This is a genomic window from Streptomyces sp. NBC_01474 (genome assembly GCF_035918215.1).
Lineage (GTDB): Bacteria > Actinomycetota > Actinomycetes > Streptomycetales > Streptomycetaceae > Streptomyces > Streptomyces aureus.
Genome location: NZ_CP109449.1, coordinates 2167638 through 2189717 on the forward strand (window position 1 = coordinate 2167638; position 22080 = coordinate 2189717).

Sequence of the window (22080 nt, forward strand, 5' to 3'; positions counted from 1 at the left end):
CGCCGTCGTCGACCTGCTCCGCGACGAGCTTGCGACGGCGATGGGACTGGCGGCACACCCCGGCTGGAGCTTGTCGACGAGAAGGTTCTGGCCCGCTGACGACACCGGCGCATCGTCGGCGACCGGCACGATACGGCAGGCCTCGGGATGCCTGGGGCCTGCCGTATCCGCAGTGGTTCTAATCCGCGAGCACGGTCGTGCGCGTCAGGGGCAGGCGCAAGGTCTCGCGGAAGGAGAACCACACCACGAGTCCGGACACGATCGCCAGACCCATCAGGTAGAAGCCCGGCGCGAGCGGTGTACCAGCGAGGGACACCAGGCCGGTCGCGGCGAACGGTGCCGTGCCTCCGAACAGGACGTACGCGGCGGTGTAGCCGATGGCGGAACCGCTGGCCCGTAGCTGGCCGGGGAACATCTCGACCATCGCCGGCACGTTGGACGTGCCGATCACCGAGACCAGTACGGCGAGGACCACCGTGCCGGCGATCGCACCCGCGAGACCGGTACCGATCAGCCAGAAGGCGGGCAGTGTGGCCACCGCGAAGCCTCCGCACGCCACGAGCAGCATCGGTTTGCGGCCGAATCGGTCGCTGGCTGCGGCCATCAGCGGACACGCCGCGCTGTACGCGAGCATCGCCACCACGCTGGTGAGCATGGCTTCCGACTTGGTGTACCCGACCTCCTCGGACATGTAGGCGATCATGTAACTGCTCATCAGGTAGTACCCGACGGCGTTGGTGATGCTGTAGCCGAACAGCGTCAGAACCTGTCGGCGGCACGTACGCCACGCCTCGCGCAGCGGTGCCTCCTGGACCGCCTCGCGCTTCTCCATCGCGCGGAAGACCGGGGTGTCCTGGATACGGCTGCGCAGGTAGAGGCCGATGAGGCCGAGTGGCCCGGCCAGCAGGAACGGTATGCGCCAGCCCCAGCTGTTCAGGGCGCCCTCGTTCAGTGTGGAGGTGATCAGCAGGCCCGTCGCGGCTCCGGCCACGGAGGCAAATCCGACCGTGATCGGCACGACGCTCGCGTAGCGCGCACGGCGGCCCTCGGGCGCGTACTCCATGATGAACGCCGAAGCCCCGGTGTACTCGCCACCTGTGGAGAACCCTTGGATCGCCCGCAGCAGGAACAGCAGCACCGGTGCGAGGATGCCGAGCCCGGCATAGGTGGGCAGCAGCCCGATGAGCAATGTCGAGCCGCTCATGCACAGCACGCTCAGCGCGAGCATGCGGTTGCGGCCGATGCGGTCGCCGTAGCGGCCGAAGAACGCGGCTCCGAGCGGACGTGCGATGAATCCGCCGGCGAAGACGGCCCATGTGGCGAGGAGTGCCGCGGTCTTGTCGTATTGCGGGAAGAAGAGTCCGGCGATGGTCGCAGACATGATGGCGTAGGCGCCGGAGTCGAACCACTCCACGAAGTTGCCGACGGCCGTGGCGGCGGCGACCTTGCGGCGCATCCCTGGGGCGTCGGGGCCGTCGGGGCCGGTGGCCTTCTCGGTGGTAGGCGTGGGCACGGAGGTGTGTCTGTCCGTCGTCATGTCCGTCCGTCCTTCCGAGGTGGCGTCGCGATGTCGGGGGTGGCGGATCCGACGTCGCGGGCGCGTAGGGCCGCACGCTGGATCTTTCCGGTGGCCGAGCGGGGCAGTTTGCCGACGAACTCGATCAGTCGGGGATAGGCGAAGCGGGAGTGCGCGGCACGCGCGAAGCGCGAGATCTCCCGTGCCAGGTCTTCCCCCGGCTCATAGCCGGGGTTGAGCTCGATCCAGGCCTTGACGGCCTGTCCGCGGACCGGGTCGGGGACGCCCACGACTCCGGCCTCGGCGACGGCGGGGTGACCGCGCAGCACGGCCTCCACTTCGTACGGTCCGACCCGGTAGCCGGACGTCTTGATGACGTCGTCGGTGCGGCCGAGGAACCAGAAGTAGCCGTCCTCGTCCATGACTGCCTGGTCCTTGGTGCGGTACCAGGCGCCGCCGAAGGACTCGGCCGACGCTTCCGGTCGGTTCCAGTAGCCCAGCGGGAACTGGGGGTTGGATCCGGCCTGCAGACATATCTCGCCCGGCTGTCCGACGGCCACCTCATGACCGTCGGCGTCCAGCAGCGCGACCTCCCATCCGGGAAGTGGCCGCCCCATGGAGCCGGGTTTGACCGGTACACCGGGGAAGTTGCCGAGCAGGGGGTACGACTCGGTGGACCCGTAGTAGTCCAGCGGGGTGACGCCGAACTGGGCGGAGAACCACTCGATGAGATCGGCGGTGAGTGGCTCGTTCGAACAGCACACCACCCGCAGCGACTGCGGATGGCGGCTGCCCGCATCCGGGACATCCTGCATCATTTTACGGAGAAAGGTCGGGTTGACCAGGGCCGTTGTGACCTTGTTACGGGACATTCCCGCCAGCAGTCCGACGGGGTCGAAACCGCCGGCCGGCCGGTACACGTAGTGGACGGCACCGGCCCGCAGAGGGCCCATGAGCTTGGCCATCGACCAGGCCCAGTCCCCCGCCCCGTAGAACACGTCACCGGGCCGCAGGTCGTGGCAGTGACGGAACTCGTTGTGACCGAGCAGGGTCCGGTGGGCGTGGACGATGCCCTTGGCGGCGCCGGTGGTGCCGGAGGTGTAGAAGATGAGGGCCGGATCGTCCGCGGCGGTGTCGGCGGTGTCGTACACGGGCGGCAGGCCGCCGATGGCCGGGTCGTCGACGTTCACCACCGTGCCGCCGAATCCCGCGGCACGCTCCAGGGCCGAGGTCTCGGTGACCAGGACGGTCGTGCCCGAGTCGGCGAGCCGGTAGCGGATGGGCTCGTCGGCCCACAGCAGGGACATGGTCACCAGGACGGCGCCGGTGCGCAGAACGCCGAGATAGGTGGCTGGGGTGTCGGGGCGCTGAGGCAGCAGCACCGCCACCCGGTCGCCCTTGCGCACACCGAGCACGTGGAGGTGGGCGGCGATCTGGCGGGACCGGTCCTGGATCTGTTGCCAGACGACCTCCTCCCGGTGGCCGCTGTGGTCCTCGAAGATGAGCGCGAGCCGGTTGCTCGGGTGCCGGTCGGCGACGTCCGCCGCCATGTTGTAGCGCGCGGGCACGGCCCATCGGTGTTCCTCGACAAGTCGGCGGTAGGCGCGCTCGCCGTCGTCGGCCGTGCGGGTGTCCGACGTGACACTGGTGGTCATGGGGGTCCTCTCGTTCGAAGCCGGTGGGCGGTGTCAGCCGCGACGGCCGGCGAGGAACCTGGCCATCTCGCGCTGCGGCTCCCCGGTGGCGTAGGCGGCGACGTGCACCTTCTTGGCCGCCTCGATGGCGTCGTCGAGGCCGGCGTCGTCGAGCTCGCGGAGCCGGCCCTTGGTGAGGGCCACGGCGCCGGGCGGGAGTTCGGCGAGGCGGGCGGCCTCGGCCAAGGCGGCGGCCTTGACCTCGTCCTCGGCGACCAGTCGGGAGAGCAGCCCGAGACGCAGGGCCTCGGTGCCGTCGACCAGGCGGCCGGTGAGCGCGAACTCGGCGGTCCTGGCCCGGCCGAGAATGCCGCTCATGGCCCAGATGCCGGTGATGCTGGGGATGCCGGAGAGCACTTCCGGCTGTCCCATGCGGACGGCCGCGTGGCCGATGCGCAGGTCCGCGAGGAGCGCGAACTGGAATCCCGAGCCCGCGGCGACACCGTTGACGGCGGCGACGACCGGCTTGTCGAGGCCGCGTACGGCGCGGAACAGACGCCCGAAGTCGTCGATCCACGCCTCGGCGGCCGCGTGGTCGTCGGGGTCGATGGCGGCGGTCTCGGTGAGGTCCTGGCCTGCGCAGAACGCGCGGCCGCTGCCGGTGAGGACGACCGCGCGGCATCCCTCGTCCTCGCCCAGCTCCTCGAGCGCCTCCACCAGGCGGCCGCGCATGGCACCGGTCCACGCGTTGAGCTTGTCGGGCCGGTTGAGGGCGACCTCGGCGACGTGGGCGCCAGTGGTCGCGTCGGTCACCGGGTGGCGGGTGACGACGACGGTGTTGTTCTCGGTCATGACGGTGTGCCTCTCTGGGAACGGGCAGGCGAGATCAGCGGCAGTGGCGCCGTGCGGGAGACGGGGGTGCCGGGTGGATGTCCGCGAGCGTGCTTCCCGGCAGCAGTCATGCAAACAGCCGGGAATGTGATCCGGCCAACACCAATCGGGACTGGCGGTGATATCGAAGCGATATGGTCCGCCCATGGAGCTCCGTCACCTGCGCTATTTCGCCGTCCTGGCCGAGGAGCTGCACTTCGGCAGAGCGGCGACACGGCTGCACATGGCCCAGCCACCCCTGTCCCAGCGCATCCGCGACCTGGAGCGCGAGCTCGGCGTACGGCTCTTCGACCGCAGCCGTCATCAGGTCCAGCTCACCGAAGGCGGTGCCCTGCTCCTGGAGCATGTGCGGCCCGTGCTGGCCGCGGTGGACACCGCACGCGAGGCGATGCGCAGGATCCGGCCGGGCGAGGCGGGCATGCTGCGCGTCGGCGTACCGCCGGACACCAGCCCTCAGGTGCTCGCGAACCTGACTGCGGGATTCACCGACCGCGTGCCCGACGTATTGATCGACCTCCACGAGCTCACCACGGACGAGCAGTTGACCCGGCTACGGGAGGGCGAGCTGGACGCGGGCGTGGTGCGCCACCCGTCGGACACAGTGGGTCTGGAGTCAGGACCCGTGGCGCGGCGCGAACTGGGCGTGATCCTCCGGTCGGACCAGGCCGCGGCGGCGCCCGGCGGCCCCGTCCGGCTGCGGCACCTCGACGGAGCGCCGCTGGTGATCTTCCCGCGCGCGATGGCGCCGCGCCTGTACGACCACATGCTGACCATCTGCCGTGACGAGGGGTTCCTGCCGGGCTCGATCAGACACGCACGCAATCCGAACTTCGTCCACGGCCTGGTACTCGCGGGCCGCGGCATCCACCTCAACTCGGCTCCCACCACACCTCTCGCCGACGGGCTGGTGTGGCGGCCACTGCAGGACGCGCCCCTGGCATGGCTGACGTCGGTGGTGTGGGTACCGAGTCGGCACAACGAGGCGATCGCCGCGTTCGCGGAAGCGGTCGCAGAGGGCCTCGTGGCGGCTGGACACCACATCGCGGACAAGGCGTCGAACGGCTGACGTGGGCCCAACCGCCCGACCCTGCGTGGCACAGACGCGTCAGGGCCCGAATCCAAGTGGATCCGGGCCCTGAACGGCAGTAGCGGGGACAGGATTTGAACCTGCGACCTCTGGGTTATGAGCCCAGCGAGCTACCGAGCTGCTCCACCCCGCGTCGGTGAACCCAACAGTACGCCATCACAACGGGTACCGAAGACCACCTTCGCCCGGGGCTCTTGTTTCGGCCGTCGGACCACCGCCTTGCGGATATCGCCGGAGCGTAGGTTGCCGGGGTGTGGGTGGCAGCGTCTCCACAACACTGATCCCAGCGGCGCCACAGAGACGACGTCATGAGAAGCCGAAGGTTCGAACTCAGCCGATCCTGATCGAATCCACCGTCCAGGCCGCCGTCTGTTCGCGGAGGGACAGGCCGAACCCTCGTCGGTTCGGGATGACGCGACGGCCGTCTGCGATCTCCAGGCGCTCGTTGAACATCGGCTCCAGCCACTCGAAGTGCTCCACCCACGCGGTACGCGGGCCGGCGGCGCAGAGGTGGGCGTGGATCTCCATGCCGAAGTGCCGGGCCAAGGCCAGGCCCTTGTAGTCGGCAAGCTGCACGATCTGCAGGAATGGGTGGCCCTCACGGCACCCAGTCACAGGGACGCATCAGTCAGCATTGCTCCGCTCCGGTCGCAGCGGACGGACGCCCAGGATCATCAAGACAACCACGACGAGCAGGAGCACAAGGGCCACGGGTTGCGGACGTGGGGTAGTTCCACAGGAGGACGGCGAGGCCCCGGCCCCGATGACGACGCCAGTGGTCAGGGGCCGGTGCGTACACAGCCACTGACCGACGGCACCTGGCTTCAACCCCTCCGGGCGAGCGCTTGCCCGGCAACTCGGTACTTCGAGCCGCGACCGAGCGCATAGCGACGGCACCGCGGCCGAGTCGCTACCACACTCGCAGCCTCCGCGAAGACCTCCGCCGACTCGGCAAGCCCAGCTCGCCCGCCTTCGGCACCGCTGCCGACAGGCCCCGGCCTGGGCATGCGACCACGCAGACCACCACGCCCCCAGACACACAAGAGGCCGCCCTCTCAACCACGAGAGAACGACCTGCGACCTGCGCCCCCATATCAACGGCCGCAGGTGCAGGAGAACGCGAAGCTCCTGGCAGGCACAGGAAATCTTGATCGATAGCCCGTGCCTGCCAGGAGCTTGTCGTACCACTCAGCCTGCGCAGGCCTTGCCCCGCCGACCACACCGCTGGGCCGGAAGGGACCTCACCGACCGACGGGCAGGCTGCCGATCAGAAGGAGACGCTGACGCCGGCCTGGTGGTACTGGCCGAGGGCGCCCAGGGCCTCGTTCTTGGCTGCGTCGAGCTGAGCCAGGACACTCGCGTCGCTGATCGTCGCAGGGCCGGCGGTGACGCTGGCGTGCGGGCTCAGGCCGCCGGAGACGTTGGCGAGTTCGGCGTCGGAGATCTCAGCGGTCTGAACCTGGGGAGCGGAGTTCATGATGAAAACTTCCCTTCGCGTGGGTGTTCTACAAGGGGAGCGGCGCCCCCGCTGGGGACAGACGGCGGGCCGCTGCCGCGGGCGCGCAACATCCGGTTTCGAAAACCTTCGCGCGAGCCCGGCGGCGCAAAGGATCAAACCACGGAACGCGCCGGCACCCAATCAATCGGTGCTCCTGCCATAGCAGTTGAAGGCCTTGGCCACCCATCCGTGCGGGCCCGGACACGAATTGGGGGCAGCTTCTCCACACGCTGCAGCGCACCGGGCGGTGAAGATGTTGCCACGGTGACCCCGACCGGGACATTTCACACCAACAGGTCATCATCCGGGAGTCTCTTGGGCGGAACCAACCGTCTCGTGCCGCAGTTGCGCATTCGATGTGCAGATTCGCCGAATCCGGGTTCTCGTCCCACCCAAGGGAACTGACCGTTGTCGATCGATAGCGGAACGTGTCGCAGAGAACTCCCCGCGTCGCCTTGAAGACGCCGCCAACCCCGCCTACGCCATGGGCCGGGTCACCGAAATAGTCGGCAGCGCACCTGCCTACCCACAAGCGATCGGTGAAGCCCGCCTGATCACACCCCAGCGCTCGGTGGGAGAAGACCGCCACTACCCGCACGATCAGGCGAAGATCGCCGCTCGCGATGGGACCAGGCTCTCCGCCGCCCCGCCCGGACCGCCCCGGCCCGAGCGGCGAAAGCCGTCGGCTACTTGGCTGGGGGTTTCCGAAACGCGTCGGCGTGCTCGGAGACCCACTGCCGAAACGTCCGTGCCGGTGCACCGACGACGTCGGCCACAGTCGACGTCACGTACGCCGGGCGTCCGACCGTCGCACCCCATGCGTCGAGCAGCATCTCCACGACCGGGCCCGGCCAGACACCTTGCGTCGCACGCCGGAACTCTTCAGGCGAGAGCTCCTCGAACGGGATCTGGCGGCCGAGGACGTCTCCGATCACGCCCACTTGCTCCGCCTGGCTCAGCGACTCGGGGCCGGTGAGGACGTAGTCGCCGCCGGAGTGCCCTTCCTCGAACAGGGTGCGTGCCGCGACAGCCGCGAGGTCACGTTCGTCGACCGGTGCGGTCTCGGCTGCGCCGTAGGGCCACCGGATGACGCCGCCGTCACGGATCGTGGGCGCCCACCAGTACTGCGCGTTCGAGTTGAACATCCCGGGCCGGATGAAGGTCGACTCGAGTCCGGCGGCTGTGATCAGGCGCTCGATCTCGGCGTGCAAGCGAGCCATGGGGTTCGGCTGCTGAAAGAACGGGTGCGGTGTCTGGTGCGGCGAGGAGAGGAAGACGACCCGCCGCGTGTGCGATGCCAGCCGTTCGACTACGGCCTCAGCCGTGACGGGCGGAGCAGTCCACAGGAGGAACACCGAGCCCACACCCCGCAGCGCGGGGTCGAGTGACTCGGGCTTGGTGAAGTCGCCCGCAACGACCTCGACATTCGCCGGAAGCCCGGCCGCCGCAGGTGTGCGCGTGAGCGCCCGTACCGGCACACCCGCAGCCAAGAGCTCGGCGATCACCCCGCGCCCAATTCGGCCCGTGGCTCCGGTCACCAGGACGGGTTGCATCTCGCCCTGCTCGCGGTCCATCTGTTGTGCACTGCTGGTCACCGGGACCTCCCGTACTTCCGTCCGCCTCGCCGTGACTCAGAAGGCGCATCACGTCGAGGGCGGGGTCAGATGCTGTCACTACGCCGAGAATAACGTAACCGAGTCACATTATTTACCCGGTTTCGCGCGGCTGGCCGTCCAGGGCCGCGCTCTCACCCTTGCACCGAGCCGCAGGAACGCCCGTCCAATGACACACCGCACACTCTCAAGGGGCGCAGCGGGGAGCAGTCAGAGGATGAAGATCCGTCGTGCGTTGACGGACAGGAACAGCTCGGCGACTTCCTCGTCCAGGCCCGGTCCCCGAAGTGTTCCAGCGGCTGGCCGAGGGTGATCACGGGATAGTTCGTGCCGAACAACACCTTCGTGCGGCCGCGGCCGCGCAGGCAGTCGACCAGCTCACGGGGGTAGCGGCAGGCGGCGTAGGCGCTGGTGCCGATATAGCAAGTGCGGCAGTCTCAGTGCGACGCTGGCGTTGCGCACACCACGCGAAGACCTCACGCTCCAAACGGTCCGGACGGTCACGCACCGTCCGCTCCATCCGCCCTGATCCTGCGTCAGGTCCGCGAAAACCCGCACGGGGCATACCGCCAAGTGCACGGCGAACTCAAAAGGCGCAGGCGTCGTATGGACCACACCTCCGTCCGCCGGGCCGACCGGGATGGCGCCGTGCGCCGCCGGCCGTCGACAATCACAAAGGCCTCGGCCCGCCGTCTGTTCCTGGCGTGTGCACCTGAAGGATCCGGGTGCGAGTGCGCAGGGTGAAGCCGATCGACTGGTACAGGCGGATCGCCGTCTCGTTGGCGGCCGATGCATGCAGGAACGGTGTCTCCCCGCGTTCCCTGATGCCCGCCGCGACCGCACGTACCAGTCGCGTCGCGAGGCCACGCCCACGGTGGGCCGGGTCGGTGCAGACCGCGCTGATCTCCGTCCAGCCGGGTAGCCGCAGCCGTTCTCCGGCCATCGCGATCAGCCGCCCATGCTGCCTGATGCCCAAGTAGGTGCCGAGCTCCACGGTCCGGGCGAGGAACGGCCCCGGTCGGGTGCGGGCGACCAGCTCAAGGATCTCCGGTACGTCACCGAGCCCAAGCCGCACCGCCTCGGGCGCGTGCTCGGGCCGGAGGAGCACATCGACCAGCTGGACTCCGCGTCCCCCACCGACCACCTCCCACCCCGACGGAACCCGCTCAACCCCCTTCACACGCACGGTCGTCGACGGTCCTGCGATCGTGTGCAGATCTGCCCAGGCGGCCGGGTCCGCGGGATCGGCGAGGGCGGCGAACCCGTACATGTCCGCCGGATAGCGGGCGGCCCTGCCCAGCCTCTCGGCGACGTGGGTGTGCGGTCCGGTCAGGGCGGCCCAAACGGCGTTGTCCAGATGTCGTGTGTTCGGGGTGATCGCGGCTCCGCCGCCACGAACGTCGATCGGATACGCCGCGGAACAGAGGCCTTTCGTGATGCGTGAGCAGGCATCGGGATGCGATGGACCGGGTGCCACACAGGAAGGACGCGGGTGGTCTCCTCACATCTCGACGGATGGTGAGGGAACGTCAAAAGCACCGACACGTGGAGGCGTCCACACGTGCCAGATCCACGTACAACCTGCGGTACAGCGCTTGAGGGCTTTGGCTCACCTGCCCATGTCTAGCAGGCAGACGACCGAGGGTTCATTGCAGATGCGTGAACTTTGACAGCCCACGGCAGAAGCGGTGGCGTAGTGCGCGGCGGTCGCCTCCTTCCCCGGAGCCGAAGCAGTTCCAGAAGCCGGTCCACGGCGGTGTCGAAGGGGCCACGGACAGGGCACCGTCCTGCCGGGCCTGCCGACCCGGGCGCCGGACTCATCCCGGTTGCAGGACGAAGTCGAACTCGGCGCACAGGAAGGGGCGTTGGCAGGTGGCGCCGTCCGGGGACGGGCCTGCCGGCCTGGGGGTGAAGGGGACGATCAGGGCGTCCTTGGTGCCGAAGACCACGTCGGTGTCGAGGTATGCGGCGCCCGCCCGGAAGAGGTGGGTGATCAGCCTGCGGTGGCCCGGCTCGTCGAGGAGGACGTGGAAGTGGGCGGGTCGGTAGTGGCTGATGTCGGTGTGCCGGATCAGGTCGCCGACGGGGCCGTCCATGGGGATGGAGTAACCGTGCGGCGCGATCGTGCGGATGCAGAAGGAACCGTCGGCGCGGGCGCGGTACTTGGCGCGCAGCCGGGCCTCGTCGACCTCGGGCAGCTGGGCCTCGTAGGCACCGTCGGCGTCCGCCTGCCAGACGTCGAGGACGGCGCCGGGCACGGGTGTGCCGTCGGTGGAGGTGACGCGCCCGGTGACGTAGAGGGGGGTGCCTGGCAGGCCGTCCGACATGTCGTGTCCCCAGGGGACCTCCGGCGAGCCGTCGATGTGGAAGGGGCCGAGCACGGTGGCCGGGGTGGCCGCGGGGGTGAAGCGGTGGTTGAGGCCGACGACCAGCATGCTCAGGCCGAGCACGTCGGAGGCGAGGATGAACTCCTGGCGCTTGTCGTCGCTGAGCCTGCCGGTGGCCGTCAGCCACTCGATCGCCCGCATCCACTCCTCTTCGGTCAGTTCGACCTCGCGGGCGAAGGCGTGCAGATGCTGTACGAGAGAGGTCATCAACTCGGCGAGGCGCGGTGAGTGCGCGGTGGACCAGCGGTCCATGGCGCGTTTGGTGACGTCGGCCAACTCGTCTGGGGCGGTGGGCTCGGTGAGCCCGGAGGCTTCGGCGCCCGGGGTGTGGTCCATCGGGTTCTCCTCGGAGTGCGGGATACTCAACGGCCTTATCTGGCAGCGGCGTTGCGGACGCATGTCCGTACTACGGGCGAGGGTGCCGCCCTGGGCGATGAGCGGCAAGACAACGGTACGAACTGGCCCAGGATTGCCCCATGACCGGTATCCGGACCGCCGTACGGACAGCTAGCCTCAGGGCATGCGACGCGATGCGAACCCGGATTTCGTGGAGGCTCTTGCGCGCGGCCTCGACGTGCTGCGCTGCTTCGGCCCGGAGCGTCCCGCGATGACGCTCAGCGAGGTGGCGTCGGCTGCCGCTCTGGCGCGGCCGACGGCTCGTCGCCTTCTGATCACCTTGGAGCAACTGGGATACGTCCACGCCGACCAGGGTCGCTTCCGGCTCACGCCTCGGGTGCTCGAGCTCGGCATGGCCTATATCGGCGCCGCCCGCGTCTGGGACCTGACCGGGCCGCATCTGCGCGCCCTGGTGGCACAGACCGGGGAGTCCTGCTCGATCGCCCAGCTGGACGGGTCGGACATCGTTTACGTGGCGCGGGTGGCGGTGCCCAGGCTGGTGACTCTGTCGGTGACGATCGGCACCCGCTTCCCGGCCGTGCAGACTTCACTCGGCAAGGTATTGCTCGCCTCGCTCGGCCCGGACGAGCTCGACAAGGCCCTTGCCGAGCCGGGGCGTTCTGGGATCACGCCACGTCGCTGTCCGCAGCGCGAGGAGTTGGACGCGGCGTTGCGCGAGGTGCGGGCCCAGGGCTGGGCGGCCACCGACCAGGAACTGGCCCTGGGCATCCGCTCGGTGGCGGCCGCGGTGCGCGACGGGCAGGGGCGTGTGGTCGCCGCCGTGAATGTCAACGCGCATGCCGCCGAGACGTCCATGGGCGTGCTGCTCGAGGAACACCTGCCACGGCTGCTGCGCACGGCGGGGGCGATCGGCGCCGACTGGGAGGCCTGGCACGGGAGGCCGCTGGAGACGGTGCCACGGCCACCGCTGATGCCGCCGCGTTAGAGGCCTGCGGCCGACCTCCGTCAGGGATCGTGCGGTTCGGGCGGCACGGCCCGACTGTGGCGGTCCACCGACAGATACACCTCGCGCGCCATCGGCCGGCGCAGCTCCTCGGCCAGCTGGCCGATCAGGCCTGCGGTGCGGGCGAGCAGCGCGAAGCCGCGCAGCAGCTCGAGGGGCAGGCCCAGGTCGGCGAGTGCGGCCCCGCAGACTCCGGCCCCGTTCAGTGGAAGGGTGCGACCGAGTACCTCAGGGTGTACGCGGCCGATGGCGGCGAACAGCCGCAGGTGCGGGCCGAGCCGCCCTTCCTCGCGGGCGAGGGCGAAGAGCCGTGGGGTACGCGGGTCCACGCGCTTGTGCACGGGGTGCCCGAGGCCGGGCACGAGGCGGCCCGCGGCGCGCTGCCGCCGTACCGCATCCAGGGCGAGCGCGTCCCAACTCGCCTCGTCGTCCGTGTTCTTGGGCTCATCGGCCTCGGCCAGGACGCTGTGCAGGAAGTGCCCGCAGTCTTCGGTGACGCCCAGGAAGCGCGAGCCGCCGCCGAGCAGCCCGGCTGCCAGCGCGCCCTGCACCGAGTCCGGCGCGGACAGAAACGTCAGCCGGGCGGTGAGAGCGGTCGGCGTGAAACCGTGATCGGCGAGGGCGGCGAGCACCGCTTCGAAGACGCGGATCTCGCCGCTGTCCGGACGGCGCTGCGTGGCCAGCCAGAACGCCAGCTCCCCGAACGGGACTTCACCCATTACGTCGCGCGCGAGATCCTGACCGAGCAGGGTGATGGTCTCGGGGGTGGCGGCGCCGAGCGCGGTCGGGTAGTCGGGTCCTGCCGGGCCGCCGTTCTCAGGTGGTGGCGTCGCTGCTGTCATCGTTCTCCTTGAGCCAGCTCCGCAACTCGAGTCCGTGTTCGTCGAGTTGGGGAGGCGGCAGGCGGTAGTGGGCGGGGGTGACCGACAAGCGCACGGGGTGGCGGGTGGTGGGCACCGCGCGCTCACCCTCGCCGACCACCACCACCGGGTCGAGCCCGAAGCGCTCGGCGAGCGCGAAGCCGCCCTCGATGGTGTTGACGGGAGCACAGGGCACCCCGGCAGTGACCAGCAGGTCGAACCACTCCTCGGCGCCCCTCGCGGCCAGCCGCGCCACCAGCAGGGGCCGCAGCTCCTCACGGCGGGCCGTTCGGTCGGCGTTCCGTGCGAAGCGCGGGTCGTCCGCGACCTCCGGGATGCCGAGCACCGCACAGAGCCGCCGGAACTGGCCGTCGTTCCCGGCCGCCACGATCAGCTCCCGGTCGGCTGTGGGCAGCGGCTCGTAGGGGAACACACTGGGGTGGGCGTTGCCCATCCGATAGGGCACGGTGCCGCCCGCCACATACGCCGAGCTGTGGTTGACCAGGCCGGTCAGCGCCGACGACAGCAGGTTGACCTCCACATGCTGCCCCTGCCCCGTGGCGTCGCGGTGACGCAGCGCCGCCAGGACGCCGATCGCCGCATGGTTGCCCGCCATGACGTCGAACACCGAGATACCGGCACGGTAGGCGGGCCCGTCCGGGTCTCCGGTGAGGCTCATGAGGCCGGAGACCGCCTGCACCATCAGGTCGTAGCCCGGCACCTGGCGGCCGGCACCGCTGCCGAAACCGGAGATCGAGGCGTAGACCAGGCCTGGATTGTCCGCCTTGAGGTCGTCGTAGCCGAGGCCGTAGCGGGCCATGCCGCCGGGCTTGAGGTTCTCGATCAGGACGTCGGCGCGGCGGGCCAGCCGCTGCGCGAGCCGTGCGTCCCCCTCCTCACGCAGGTCGAGGGCGAGGGAGCGCTTTCCGCGGTTGACGCCCAGGTAGTACGTGGCGACGCCGTCGCGCACGGGCGGCATCCAGCTGCGGGTGTCGTCCCCGCCCGGCGACTCCACCTTGATCACGTCGGCGCCGAGATCGGCGAGCAGCATCGTCGCGTACGGGCCCGCGAGGATGCGGGAGAAGTCGGCGACGAGCAGCCCGGACAGGGGGCCGGGTGCGGACTCGGCCGGGGCCGAGGTGGCAGTACCGTCTCCCGCACCGTCTCCCGTCGTACGGTGCTCGCTCACCTGGGGTCACCTCCTTGCTCCTGCCCTTTCTCGTGTGCCGCGCTCCCCCGCAGCACGCGGGCCCGCTCCCTGAGCGGTACGGCCGCTGCCGCAAGGCCAAGCGCGAGCGCACCGAGTCCCCATATCCAGCCGTGCCGGGCCCCGAGCCCCACGGCGGCGTCCAGCGACCATCCGCCGGGACCGGTGAAGGCGAGCACGACCGCCAACACCCCGTACAGCAGCGGCACTTCACACCCGCCCTGCTGCGCCCAGAATCCGTTCCCCGCCGTCGCGGCGACGGCCACCGTCATGGTGCCGACGACGACCGCGCCACCCGCCGGGGTCAGCAGACCGAGCCCGAGCGATGCCGCTCCGGACACTTCGCACAGGCCGGCGAGCACGGCCATCCGCGGCCCCGGAACAAAGCCCCAGCGGGCGAACACCGCTCCAGTACCGGACGGCCCACCACCGCCGAACCAGCCGAAGAGCTTCTGGGCCGCGTGCCCGCACAACAGCACGCCGATCAGCAGCCGCAACAGCAGCAGGCCGAGGTCCATCCGCGCTCTCCCTCCAGATTTCCGGTTCCCTGTGTGTCGTCTTCACTGCCCGTGCGTGGTCCCGCTGCGGAACTCCGTGTACGTGTAGGGGTTGTCGAGCACCTTCGTCTCAGGAATGCCCGGGTTCATTCCCTGCGCCCATGCCTCCTCGCCGAGCGCTCCCCTCAGGTGGTCCACGGTGTTGGCCACGGCGTGCCGTATCGCGGCCAGGTCCACGCCGACAAGACGGTGCGCGTGCTTCACCACACGCCCGTTCACCAGCACCGTGTGGACGTCGCCGCGCTGCGCCTGGAACACCACGTGCCCGTAGGGATGGAGGATCGGGAACATCGCCGGGGAGTCGTCGTTGCGCAGCAGGACGACGTCCGCCTTGCGGCCGGCCTCCAGGGTGCCCAGGTCGTCGCCGCGGCCAAGAGCCCTGGCCCCGCCGTTGGTCGCCCAGGCCACGACCTGGTCGGCGCGCAGCGCGCTGTGGGTGACGGTCTCACCGCGTTCGTGGGCCTGAAGGTGCTCACGGGAACGGTCGGCACCGAGGGTGGCGCGCATCGCGGAGAACAGGTCGCCGCTCCACCACACGCTGGTGTCCATCGAAAGGGACACGGGGATGTCGTGCGCGCGCAGCCGCCAGGTGGGCGGATACCCCTGGCCCGCGCTCTGTTCGCTCTCCGTGGAGACCGAGACGCTGCCCCCGGTGGCGGCGATGCGGTGGTAGGAGTCGGCGGAGAGCGAGGCGGAATGGACGTACACCGTCTCGGGTCCCATGAAGCCGTGCTCGTGCATGAGGCGGATGCCGTCGTCGCCGGTGGCGCCCCATACCCCGGCGTGGGTGGTGACGGGAAGGCCGAGTTCGCGGGCGGCCTCGAAGGCGGGCTTCTCCGGGAACTCGGGGTCGCCGGTGACATCGAAGGCCAGCTGGAACGCGAGCATGTCGTCGTCGCCGGTTCGGCGCCTGCGCAGGAAGGCGCGGATGCCGGGGTCGGCCGTCCACTGGGCGGGGGCCTGGTGGATGTTCCCCAGGGCCAGGACGTACCGGCCGGGCAGCGAGGTGAGCGCGTCGGCCGCGGCGTCGGCGTGTTCGGGGGTGCTCAGGCCGTGGGACCAGTCGACGACCGTGGTCACACCCGCGTCCAGGGCCTCGGCGGCTGCCAGGAGGTTTCCCGCGTGGATGTCCTCGGGGCGGAAGTGCCGCCCGTGCTCGAGGTAGTACCAGACGAAGTACTGGGTGAGCGTCCAGTCGGCACCGTAGCCGCGCATCGCGGTCTGCCACATGTGGCGGTGGGTGTCGATGAGTCCCGGCAGAACGAGGCCGCCGCGGGCGTCGATCTCCAGGGTGCCCTCCGGCACAGCCAGCGCGGGCCCTACCGCCGCGATCCGCTCGCCCACGGTGAGCACGTCGGTGTCGGGCAGCACCCGGCGGCCTCGGTCCATCGGCAGCACGGTGCCGCCACGCAGCACCACGGGGCGCCCTGGCGCCATGTCCCGTACATCTGTGCCGGATATGCCCTCGCGCATCGACGCACCTCGCAGCCACTAGCCGCTTGACGGACATTCGTACGCTAGCCAGTCAGCAAGGCGGGCGCCAGACTGGCACATTGATCAACTCGCCTTACTACAAAGTGAGTTGATTGCCTGATCGATACCACCCGTGTGCGCTCGGGCCGTCCGGATTCCTGGCCCGAACTGGTCGGCTACACGCCTGTCCAGTCCGGACACGACCGCCAGACCCTGCGCGCAGCGTCATCGGAAAGATGCGAGACGAGACCGTCACGCTTCCCCTGCCGACCCTTCGGGACACGCCGGTCCGCGTCGAGGCGCTGCAACCGGCATCCGCCAAAGCACTGACCGAGTGGCAGCCCCTGGCGCAGAGCTGAGTGTGTCGCTCTCCACAGCACCATCGGCTGTGGTGTTCCGACTCACTCGTCTGTGAAGCCACCCGGCACAGAGGCGCCGCTCACGACCGTGCTCCTCCCTCGGCGATCCGCTCGAAGAAGAACTCATGCTTGAGGAAGGAGACATCGTACTCACGGCCCGGGGAGGGCGGGATCAACTGGGAGACCTGAAACAGCCGCCAGCCGTCGAGGAGGGCCTCGACTCCCGTCTCGTAGGGCGGTTCGTCGCTGTCCCCCGTGGTCGGGGTGGTGCGGCCAGTCCCGTCGTAGCGCGACCAGCCGACGACCGGGGAGTCCAGAGCGGAGGTCGACAGGTACAGCACCAACACCTGTTGCCGCAGCGTCGCAGCCGGAGTGGTCGTGTGGGTGGTCATACGGCTGCCTCCTGGGGGCGATTGGCGGTTCTGGTCACCCAGTGGTCGATGTCGAACGCGTCGTCACCGGTGAGCTCGCGCCACAGCAGGACGCGGTTGTATCGCTCGAGCCGACCCGAAGCCTGCTCGTACCACGGGAACGTCACGTCCAGTTCGGTGCGCACGCGGGGATCGTGCAGGTCCGAGGTGTCCCACAGGAGTCGCTGCCGAACCTGGGGGTTGAACCGGATCTTGAACATGTAGCGGCGGATGTCACTGTCGTTGCGGCGGCCGCCGTGCCAGAGTCCGTGGTGCAGGAACACCACGGTGCCGGCCGGACAGACGAGCCGGTCCTGGCCGCGCAGGTTCTGGTAACGGCCGGTGTCGGACTCGTTGGTCCGCCGCAGATGGCTGCCGGGCACGCTGAGCGTGCCGCCCATCTCCAGGGTCACCTGCTGCGGGTAGTACATGAGTTGGACGTCGAAGGCGTCCGGCCGTACGTCGATGATGGCGTCCGCGTGCAGCGGCTGGGCCTCGCCTCCGCCGGGCTCGCGGAGGTGCACGGCGTGGTGGTCGACGGTCGGATTCGGCCCCACCAGGCTGCCCAACGCCCCTGCCACCGCTGGCAGTTCGATCAGGCGGCGGGCGAACGACCCCGGCTCGAAGGCCCGGCTCACCGGTGTTCCGTACGGCACCGGCGGAACGCCGTCCGCGAGGACGCGCAGCGCCTCGTCGTTCATCTCGGGCGGCACCACCGCGTCGAGGCGCAGCGCCCCGCGCGCCACGAAGCGGGCCATCTGCACGGAACTGAGCAGCGTCCCGCCCGTCTCCGGCGCCTTCTTCTCGGCTTCTTCCATTTCCATGCCGCCACGCTAGGAGCGGCCGCGGTGGATCGCGTGGGCAGCGTTCACCGTCCAGTGGTTGATTCTCACCCTCCTCACTCTCGGGTGACGCGAGCTCTGATGGCGCGGGGAGAGGCCCCCAGTTCACGGCGACATGCCTTGTTGAACGCCTGCAGGTCCGGGATACCGACGGTGGCGGCGACGGCGGGAATGGACAGGGTGCTGGCCCGCAGCAGGTGACGGGCCTGCGCCATTCTGCGGGCCCGGATGTAACCGACCACCGTGTGCCCGGTGGCCGCGCGCAAGAGGCGGGTCAGGTGATTGTGGGAGACCCCGGCCTCCTTCGCGATCTCGGGTACGGTCAGCGGCTCCGCGAGCCGCGCCTCGATCAGGGCCACCGCCGCGAACACCGCCGGATGTGCGGCCTGCGCGGTCCGCTCGCGGGGCGGGTCCAGCTCGGCCACCCGCCACAGCGCGGCCCACACCTCGGCCACCGCCCGCCCGGGCGTGTTCGGCCAGGCGGCCAGCGCCTGCCGCAACTGCCGGTCCAGCGCGGTGACTTGCACCCCGGCATGCTGAACCGCCACCACCTCACGGGGCTCGCCGGCCGCGCCGAGCCGCAGATGGACGTAGAGGTGTTCGGAGCGCCCCCGGTAGCAGTAGCGCACCGGCGTCCCTGGGGGCACCAGGCTGACGCTGCCCGGGCGGATGGCGTGCTCGACACCGCCCAGGGTCAAGTCGGCCTCGTAGTCATAGAGATGGAACTGCCAGAGGTCCGGCAGCTCGAACTCGTCCACGTGGCCGGCCGGGCCGTGCACGCCGATGCCGATGGCTGCGAGGACCGGCGGAGCGTCGAGTCGTACGCAAGCCGTTCGTGGGGGCAGGAGTTCAGTCACGGTGCCTCGCGGGATCGGTGTCGGGTCCGGGCCGACCGAGTCTGCACGACGACGTCTTCACGTGCCGCTCCGAGCTCGGTCCCCTCGATGCTCCCGGTCAGGAAGGCCGACTGCCCGCCGGTGACGACGTCACAGCGGCCGGCAGTCAGTGCGTGCTTCGACTCCGAGGTCTTGTCGTCGAGGATCAGGTGTCCAGCGGGGCTGGGTGAGGTCTCCGCCCTCGTCCTCCAACAGTCACTGCGGGACGTCGAGAGCGCCCACGCAACTTCTTCGCCACCCTCGACAAGGTGGTCGAGGACCCGGAGGCGATCCTGGCCTCCAACACCTCCTCGATCCCCATCATGAAGCTGGCCGGGGCCACAGGTCGCCCGGCCCAGGTCATGGGCACCCACTTCCTCAACCCCGTACCGGCGATGCCCCTGGTGGAACTGGTCAGCTCCCTGCACACGTCCGACGCGTCCATGGACAGGGCCGAGTCACGGGTCGCGCAGACCCTGGGCAAGCAGCCGATCCGCTCCAAGGACCGGGCCGGCTTCGTCGTCAACGCGCTGCTGGTGCCGTATCTGCTGTCCGCCGTGCGCATGACCGGAGCCCGCTGCGTACGGCCGGTGTCATGGCCTTGGGCACCTTGCGCGTGTACACCGTCGGAGTGCCGTATCTCGCGCTGTCCCTGCATCTTTCCCTGGACCGGGCAGAGGCCCTTGGCGCCGCTCCCTATCTGGTGGGCGATGTCTGAAAGCGGCCCTGGCGATGGGTGCGCTTCCTGCGGTGTGGCACGTACTGGGGAACTCCAGGACTGACGATCACCGTTGACACCTGGGTCTCCAGCCCCAAGGTCTTGTCCAGCCACCGTCCGTCCGCCGGCATGCGACCCACGGCCACGCGGCGAAGATACAGGTCCCCCAACTACACACCATCATCCGGTGCTTTCACCGCGCACTCTCGGAGTTGGACTTCATCCTGCGCACCCGGCTGTAGCACGGCAGGTACGGAGGGTGCCTCGGTACCACCGCACGTCCTCGTGCCCGGCACTGCAACCAGCGCCGGGCGTCAAGAAGGCCGGTACGCCTACCGCGTGGCCAGTTCCCGTACCGTCGCCATGTCGCTGAACGGCAGCAGTGCCTCGTTGACGATCTGGTAGGGCTCGCTGCCTTTGCCCGCGATCAGGATGACGTCGCCGTGCCCTGCGGCGGACAGGGCGAACGAGATGGCGCGGCGGCGGTCGGCGAACCGCTCGAAAGGGGTGCCGCTCGCGAGCAGACCCGGGACAATCTGATCCATGATCGCCCGGGGGTCCTCGTTCCGGGGATTGTCCGAAGTGAGAACGCACAGATCGGAGTAGGTGCCGGCGATCTCCCCCATCCGGGCGCGCTTGGTGACGTCCCGGTCCCCGCCGCAGCCGAAGACCGTGACGACCCGCCCAGAGGCGAAGCCGCGGATGGTGGTCAGCACCTTCTCCAGTGAGTCCGGGGAGTGCGCATAGTCCACGATGACGGACGTGCCGTCCGGGGTCTCGTAGCGTTCGAACCTTCCCGGGATCGGGGACATCTGCTCGAGTGCGGCGACCAGTCCGGCCAGATTGTGCCCGATGAGGTGGCAGGCTGCGACAGTGGCCAGTGCGTTGGAGACGGAGAATCGTCCAGGCACGGGGATCGCCGCCGGATACTTGTGGCCGGCGTGGTGCAGGATGAAGCGGGTGCCGACGGCGTCCATGGTGAGGTCGGTCGCCCGGTAGTCCGCCTCCGCGTCGATGGCGTACGTGACGACAGCGCCGGGCATCATCGCCCCGATGCGGGCTCCGACCGGGTCGTCGGCGTTGACCACCGCACGCCGGCACAGCCCCTGGAACAGAAGCAGTTTGGCGTCCCGGTAGTTCTCCATGGTGCCGTGGTCGTCCAGGTGATCCTGCGTCAGGTTGGTGAACACCCCTACATCGATGAACGAATGGTCGAGGCGGTGAGTCAGCAGGCCCATCGACGTGGCTTCGAGCGCCACGGTGCCAACACCACGGTCGCGCATGCATGCGAGCAGATACTGGAAATCCGGCGACTCCGGCGTGGTCAGTACCGACTGCGGCATCGGGATCAGTTCGTCGCCGATCCGACTGCCGCCCGTCCCGATGACCCCCACCCTGGCGTGCTCGGCGACCCTCAGCACCGACTCCACCATAGAGGAAACCGACGTCTTCCCGTTGGTGCCCGTGACGGCCACCAACTTCATCTGCCGGCCTGGCTCCCCGTGGTAGCGGGAGGCGACGAGCGCGGCCGCCTTGCGCGTGTCCGCGACGGCTACGACGCATACACCAGCTGCCGACGCCCAGGTCGCGACCGGAAGTTGCGCCGTCGCGGAGTCGATGAGTACAGCCACCGCGCCGCGCGCGAGAGCCGGTCCGACTGACTCGGGGCCGCCCTCGCGATGACCGGGTACCGCGATGAACAGCGATCCCGGAGCGGCACGGTGGGCGTCGAAGCAGGTGCCTCCGGTGATCCTCGTCTCCGGATCGCCCTCGATGACTTCATGATCGTGCCCGGCGAGCAGCTCGCTCAACTTCACAAGGGTCCTCTCGAAGATGCACCGGCTGCCGGTCGTCCGGCGGTCGGCGCGCAGGCGGCGCCAGGGGCGCCAAAGGATGACAAAGCAGAAAATTGCGGCGAGGACCGTCGCCGTGCGGTTACAGAGACGGGGAGGGGTGGCTCAGAAGATCGTCCGCCTGCAGAGGCGGAATGATCCGGGAAATGCGAAGAATTGCCCGGAATCGCTAGCCGTGGCCGTGCAACGCGCGACAGCGGATCGCCGGCGCGTTCATCGGGTCGACGGCCGTCGCGCACGCGGCGGACGGGCACAGGGCATGAGCGGCCTGGGACAGGCACTCCCTCACTGCGCATGTGCGACCCATGTGTGGAGTGTACGTCCAGCCGCAGGGGCTATCGCCCACCGCTCGTCCGCGCATCTGCGTTACTGCGGCCGCACCGTCTCCGGCACCCGCGCCACGAGGAACGCCGTGCGGTGGCGCAGCCGGAAGCCCGGCGACCCGTACAGCTGGATGCCGTTGGTATTGCGCACAGAGGCGTGCAGGAAGTGCCTCTTGTCGCGGGCACGGACGCCGGGGGCCACCGCCAGGACCAGGCGGGCGGCCAGGCCCTGCCCCGCGGAAGGCCGGATCGAAATAGACCGCAGTGATCTCCATGAAGTTTCGTGGCGCTGCTCAAGGACGCCGAATCGGCTGAACGTTGATCGGCCTTGCCGTCGAACGCGCAAGTCGCTTCACTTCGTGAGGTTGCGTCGGCTCAATGCGTCAGCGCCGAGCTGGTGCCGCGGGCGGCGCCCGCCTGGCTCCTCGGCCACGCGTCAGTTTGAGATGCGGGCTTCGATGCCGTCGAGGAGGAAGTCGAGGCCGATCCAGAAGGTTTGGTCGGCGTCCAGGTCGGGACCATCCTGTAGCGGGCCTTCGCCACCGGCCGATTTCTCGCGCTGGCCTCGGTCGTCCACGACGGTGAGGATCTGGGTCAGCGCGAGGGTGTACAGCGGC

21 protein-coding genes, 1 tRNA gene and 1 pseudogene are annotated in these 22080 nt (G+C 69.6%); 4 read left to right on the forward strand and 19 right to left on the reverse strand.

The annotated features are described in order from the left end of the window. Nucleotides 1-178 precede the first annotated feature (178 nt). Genes OG758_RS10405 through OG758_RS10415 form a run of 3 tightly spaced genes read right to left on the reverse strand, consistent with a single transcriptional unit; the run spans nucleotide 179 to nucleotide 4002 of the window. Nucleotides 179-1537, reverse strand: a complete 1359-nt coding sequence (locus tag OG758_RS10405) for an MFS transporter (RefSeq protein WP_326709724.1) — start codon at nucleotides 1535-1537, stop codon at nucleotides 179-181. Beyond that, on the reverse strand, nucleotides 1534-3171 hold the full coding sequence (locus OG758_RS10410) for an acyl-CoA synthetase (protein WP_326709725.1): 1638 nt from the start codon (nucleotides 3169-3171) through the stop codon (nucleotides 1534-1536). Before OG758_RS10410 ends, OG758_RS10405 begins: the two co-directional genes overlap by 4 nt. Before the next feature lie 33 nt (nucleotides 3172-3204). Continuing rightward, the gene (locus OG758_RS10415; protein ID WP_326709726.1) at nucleotides 3205-4002 is read right to left on the reverse strand and encodes an enoyl-CoA hydratase/isomerase family protein; all 798 of its coding nucleotides are present in this window, start codon (nucleotides 4000-4002) and stop codon (nucleotides 3205-3207) included. A gap of 184 nt (nucleotides 4003-4186) precedes the next feature. Here OG758_RS10415 and OG758_RS10420 point away from each other — a divergent pair, with 184 nt between their 5' ends. Then, on the forward strand, nucleotides 4187-5107 hold the full coding sequence (locus tag OG758_RS10420) for a LysR family transcriptional regulator (protein WP_326709727.1): 921 nt from the start codon (nucleotides 4187-4189) through the stop codon (nucleotides 5105-5107). A gap of 80 nt (nucleotides 5108-5187) precedes the next feature. Here the strand turns inward: OG758_RS10420 and OG758_RS10425 are convergent. The 6 genes from OG758_RS10425 to OG758_RS10450 all read right to left on the reverse strand — a co-directional run bounded on the left by OG758_RS10425 (nucleotide 5188) and on the right by OG758_RS10450 (nucleotide 10962). Next, nucleotides 5188-5261 (reverse strand) — tRNA-Met (locus OG758_RS10425). 197 nt (nucleotides 5262-5458) lie between these two features. Continuing rightward, nucleotides 5459-5743, reverse strand: coding sequence for an enolase C-terminal domain-like protein (locus OG758_RS10430; protein WP_326709728.1), 285 nt, complete (start codon nucleotides 5741-5743; stop codon nucleotides 5459-5461). Between the two features lie 652 nt (nucleotides 5744-6395). Continuing rightward, nucleotides 6396-6605, reverse strand: a complete 210-nt coding sequence (locus OG758_RS10435; protein ID WP_326709729.1) for a hypothetical protein — start codon at nucleotides 6603-6605, stop codon at nucleotides 6396-6398. Between the two features lie 707 nt (nucleotides 6606-7312). After that, nucleotides 7313-8221: an NAD(P)H-binding protein gene (locus tag OG758_RS10440; RefSeq protein WP_326709730.1), complete on the reverse strand. Its 909-nt coding sequence runs from the start codon at nucleotides 8219-8221 to the stop codon at nucleotides 7313-7315. A gap of 688 nt (nucleotides 8222-8909) precedes the next feature. Continuing rightward, the gene (locus tag OG758_RS10445) at nucleotides 8910-9644 is read right to left on the reverse strand and encodes a GNAT family N-acetyltransferase (RefSeq protein WP_326715865.1); all 735 of its coding nucleotides are present in this window, start codon (nucleotides 9642-9644) and stop codon (nucleotides 8910-8912) included. Between the two features lie 412 nt (nucleotides 9645-10056). Beyond that, nucleotides 10057-10962, reverse strand: coding sequence for a dioxygenase family protein (locus tag OG758_RS10450; protein WP_326709731.1), 906 nt, complete (start codon nucleotides 10960-10962; stop codon nucleotides 10057-10059). Between the two features lie 184 nt (nucleotides 10963-11146). On the opposite strand from OG758_RS10450, the gene OG758_RS10455 reads away from it, so the two are divergent. Next, nucleotides 11147-11968, forward strand: a complete 822-nt coding sequence (locus OG758_RS10455) for an IclR family transcriptional regulator domain-containing protein (protein ID WP_326709732.1) — start codon at nucleotides 11147-11149, stop codon at nucleotides 11966-11968. A 20-nt stretch (nucleotides 11969-11988) separates the two neighbouring features. Here the strand turns inward: OG758_RS10455 and OG758_RS10460 are convergent, their stop codons facing one another. From OG758_RS10460 to OG758_RS10475, 4 genes are all read right to left on the reverse strand, one after another. Continuing rightward, nucleotides 11989-12828 carry a citryl-CoA lyase gene (locus OG758_RS10460; RefSeq protein ID WP_326709733.1) on the reverse strand — a complete coding sequence of 280 codons (840 nt, stop codon included), beginning with the start codon at nucleotides 12826-12828 and terminating at the stop codon, nucleotides 11989-11991. Further along, a complete protein-coding gene (locus OG758_RS10465) occupies nucleotides 12803-13954 on the reverse strand; it encodes a CaiB/BaiF CoA transferase family protein (RefSeq protein ID WP_326715866.1) in 1152 nt (383 codons plus the stop codon). The genes OG758_RS10460 and OG758_RS10465 overlap by 26 nt, the downstream gene beginning before the upstream one ends. 77 nt (nucleotides 13955-14031) lie before the next feature. Beyond that, the gene (locus OG758_RS10470) at nucleotides 14032-14571 is read right to left on the reverse strand and encodes a DoxX family protein (protein WP_326709734.1); all 540 of its coding nucleotides are present in this window, start codon (nucleotides 14569-14571) and stop codon (nucleotides 14032-14034) included. Nucleotides 14572-14613: 42 nt separating this feature from the next. After that, nucleotides 14614-16083: an amidohydrolase family protein gene (locus tag OG758_RS10475; RefSeq protein ID WP_326709735.1), complete on the reverse strand. Its 1470-nt coding sequence runs from the start codon at nucleotides 16081-16083 to the stop codon at nucleotides 14614-14616. Nucleotides 16084-16319: 236 nt separating this feature from the next. Between OG758_RS10475 and OG758_RS10480 the strand changes: the two genes are divergently transcribed. Continuing rightward, entirely contained in the window at nucleotides 16320-16442 is a 123-nt protein-coding gene (locus OG758_RS10480) for a hypothetical protein (protein WP_326709736.1), read from the forward strand. An 80-nt stretch (nucleotides 16443-16522) separates the two neighbouring features. Here the strand turns inward: OG758_RS10480 and OG758_RS10485 are convergent, their stop codons facing one another. The 3 genes from OG758_RS10485 to OG758_RS10495 form a co-directional block, all read right to left on the reverse strand. After that, nucleotides 16523-16834 (reverse strand): hypothetical protein, encoded by a 312-nt coding sequence (locus OG758_RS10485; RefSeq protein WP_326709737.1) that lies wholly within the window; start codon nucleotides 16832-16834, stop codon nucleotides 16523-16525. Then, nucleotides 16831-17676, reverse strand: coding sequence for a phytanoyl-CoA dioxygenase family protein (locus OG758_RS10490; RefSeq protein ID WP_326709738.1), 846 nt, complete (start codon nucleotides 17674-17676; stop codon nucleotides 16831-16833). Before OG758_RS10490 ends, OG758_RS10485 begins: the two co-directional genes overlap by 4 nt. Nucleotides 17677-17750: 74 nt before the next feature. Continuing rightward, entirely contained in the window at nucleotides 17751-18551 is an 801-nt protein-coding gene (locus OG758_RS10495) for an AraC family transcriptional regulator (protein ID WP_326709739.1), read from the reverse strand. Nucleotides 18552-18820: 269 nt separating this feature from the next. On the opposite strand from OG758_RS10495, the pseudogene OG758_RS10500 reads away from it, so the two are divergent. Then, a pseudogene (locus OG758_RS10500) lies at nucleotides 18821-19135 on the forward strand (3-hydroxyacyl-CoA dehydrogenase NAD-binding domain-containing protein); the annotation flags it as partial. Between the two features lie 484 nt (nucleotides 19136-19619). Here OG758_RS10500 and OG758_RS10510 read toward each other — a convergent pair. From OG758_RS10510 to OG758_RS10520, 3 genes are all read right to left on the reverse strand, one after another. Beyond that, nucleotides 19620-21104: a UDP-N-acetylmuramoyl-L-alanyl-D-glutamate--2,6-diaminopimelate ligase gene (locus OG758_RS10510; RefSeq protein WP_326709740.1), complete on the reverse strand. Its 1485-nt coding sequence runs from the start codon at nucleotides 21102-21104 to the stop codon at nucleotides 19620-19622. 402 nt (nucleotides 21105-21506) lie between these two features. Beyond that, the gene (locus OG758_RS10515) at nucleotides 21507-21809 is read right to left on the reverse strand and encodes a GNAT family N-acetyltransferase (RefSeq protein WP_382061555.1); all 303 of its coding nucleotides are present in this window, start codon (nucleotides 21807-21809) and stop codon (nucleotides 21507-21509) included. 90 nt (nucleotides 21810-21899) lie between these two features. Then, nucleotides 21900-22040, reverse strand: a complete 141-nt coding sequence (locus OG758_RS10520) for a hypothetical protein (RefSeq protein WP_326709741.1) — start codon at nucleotides 22038-22040, stop codon at nucleotides 21900-21902. Nucleotides 22041-22080: the final 40 nt, after the last annotated feature.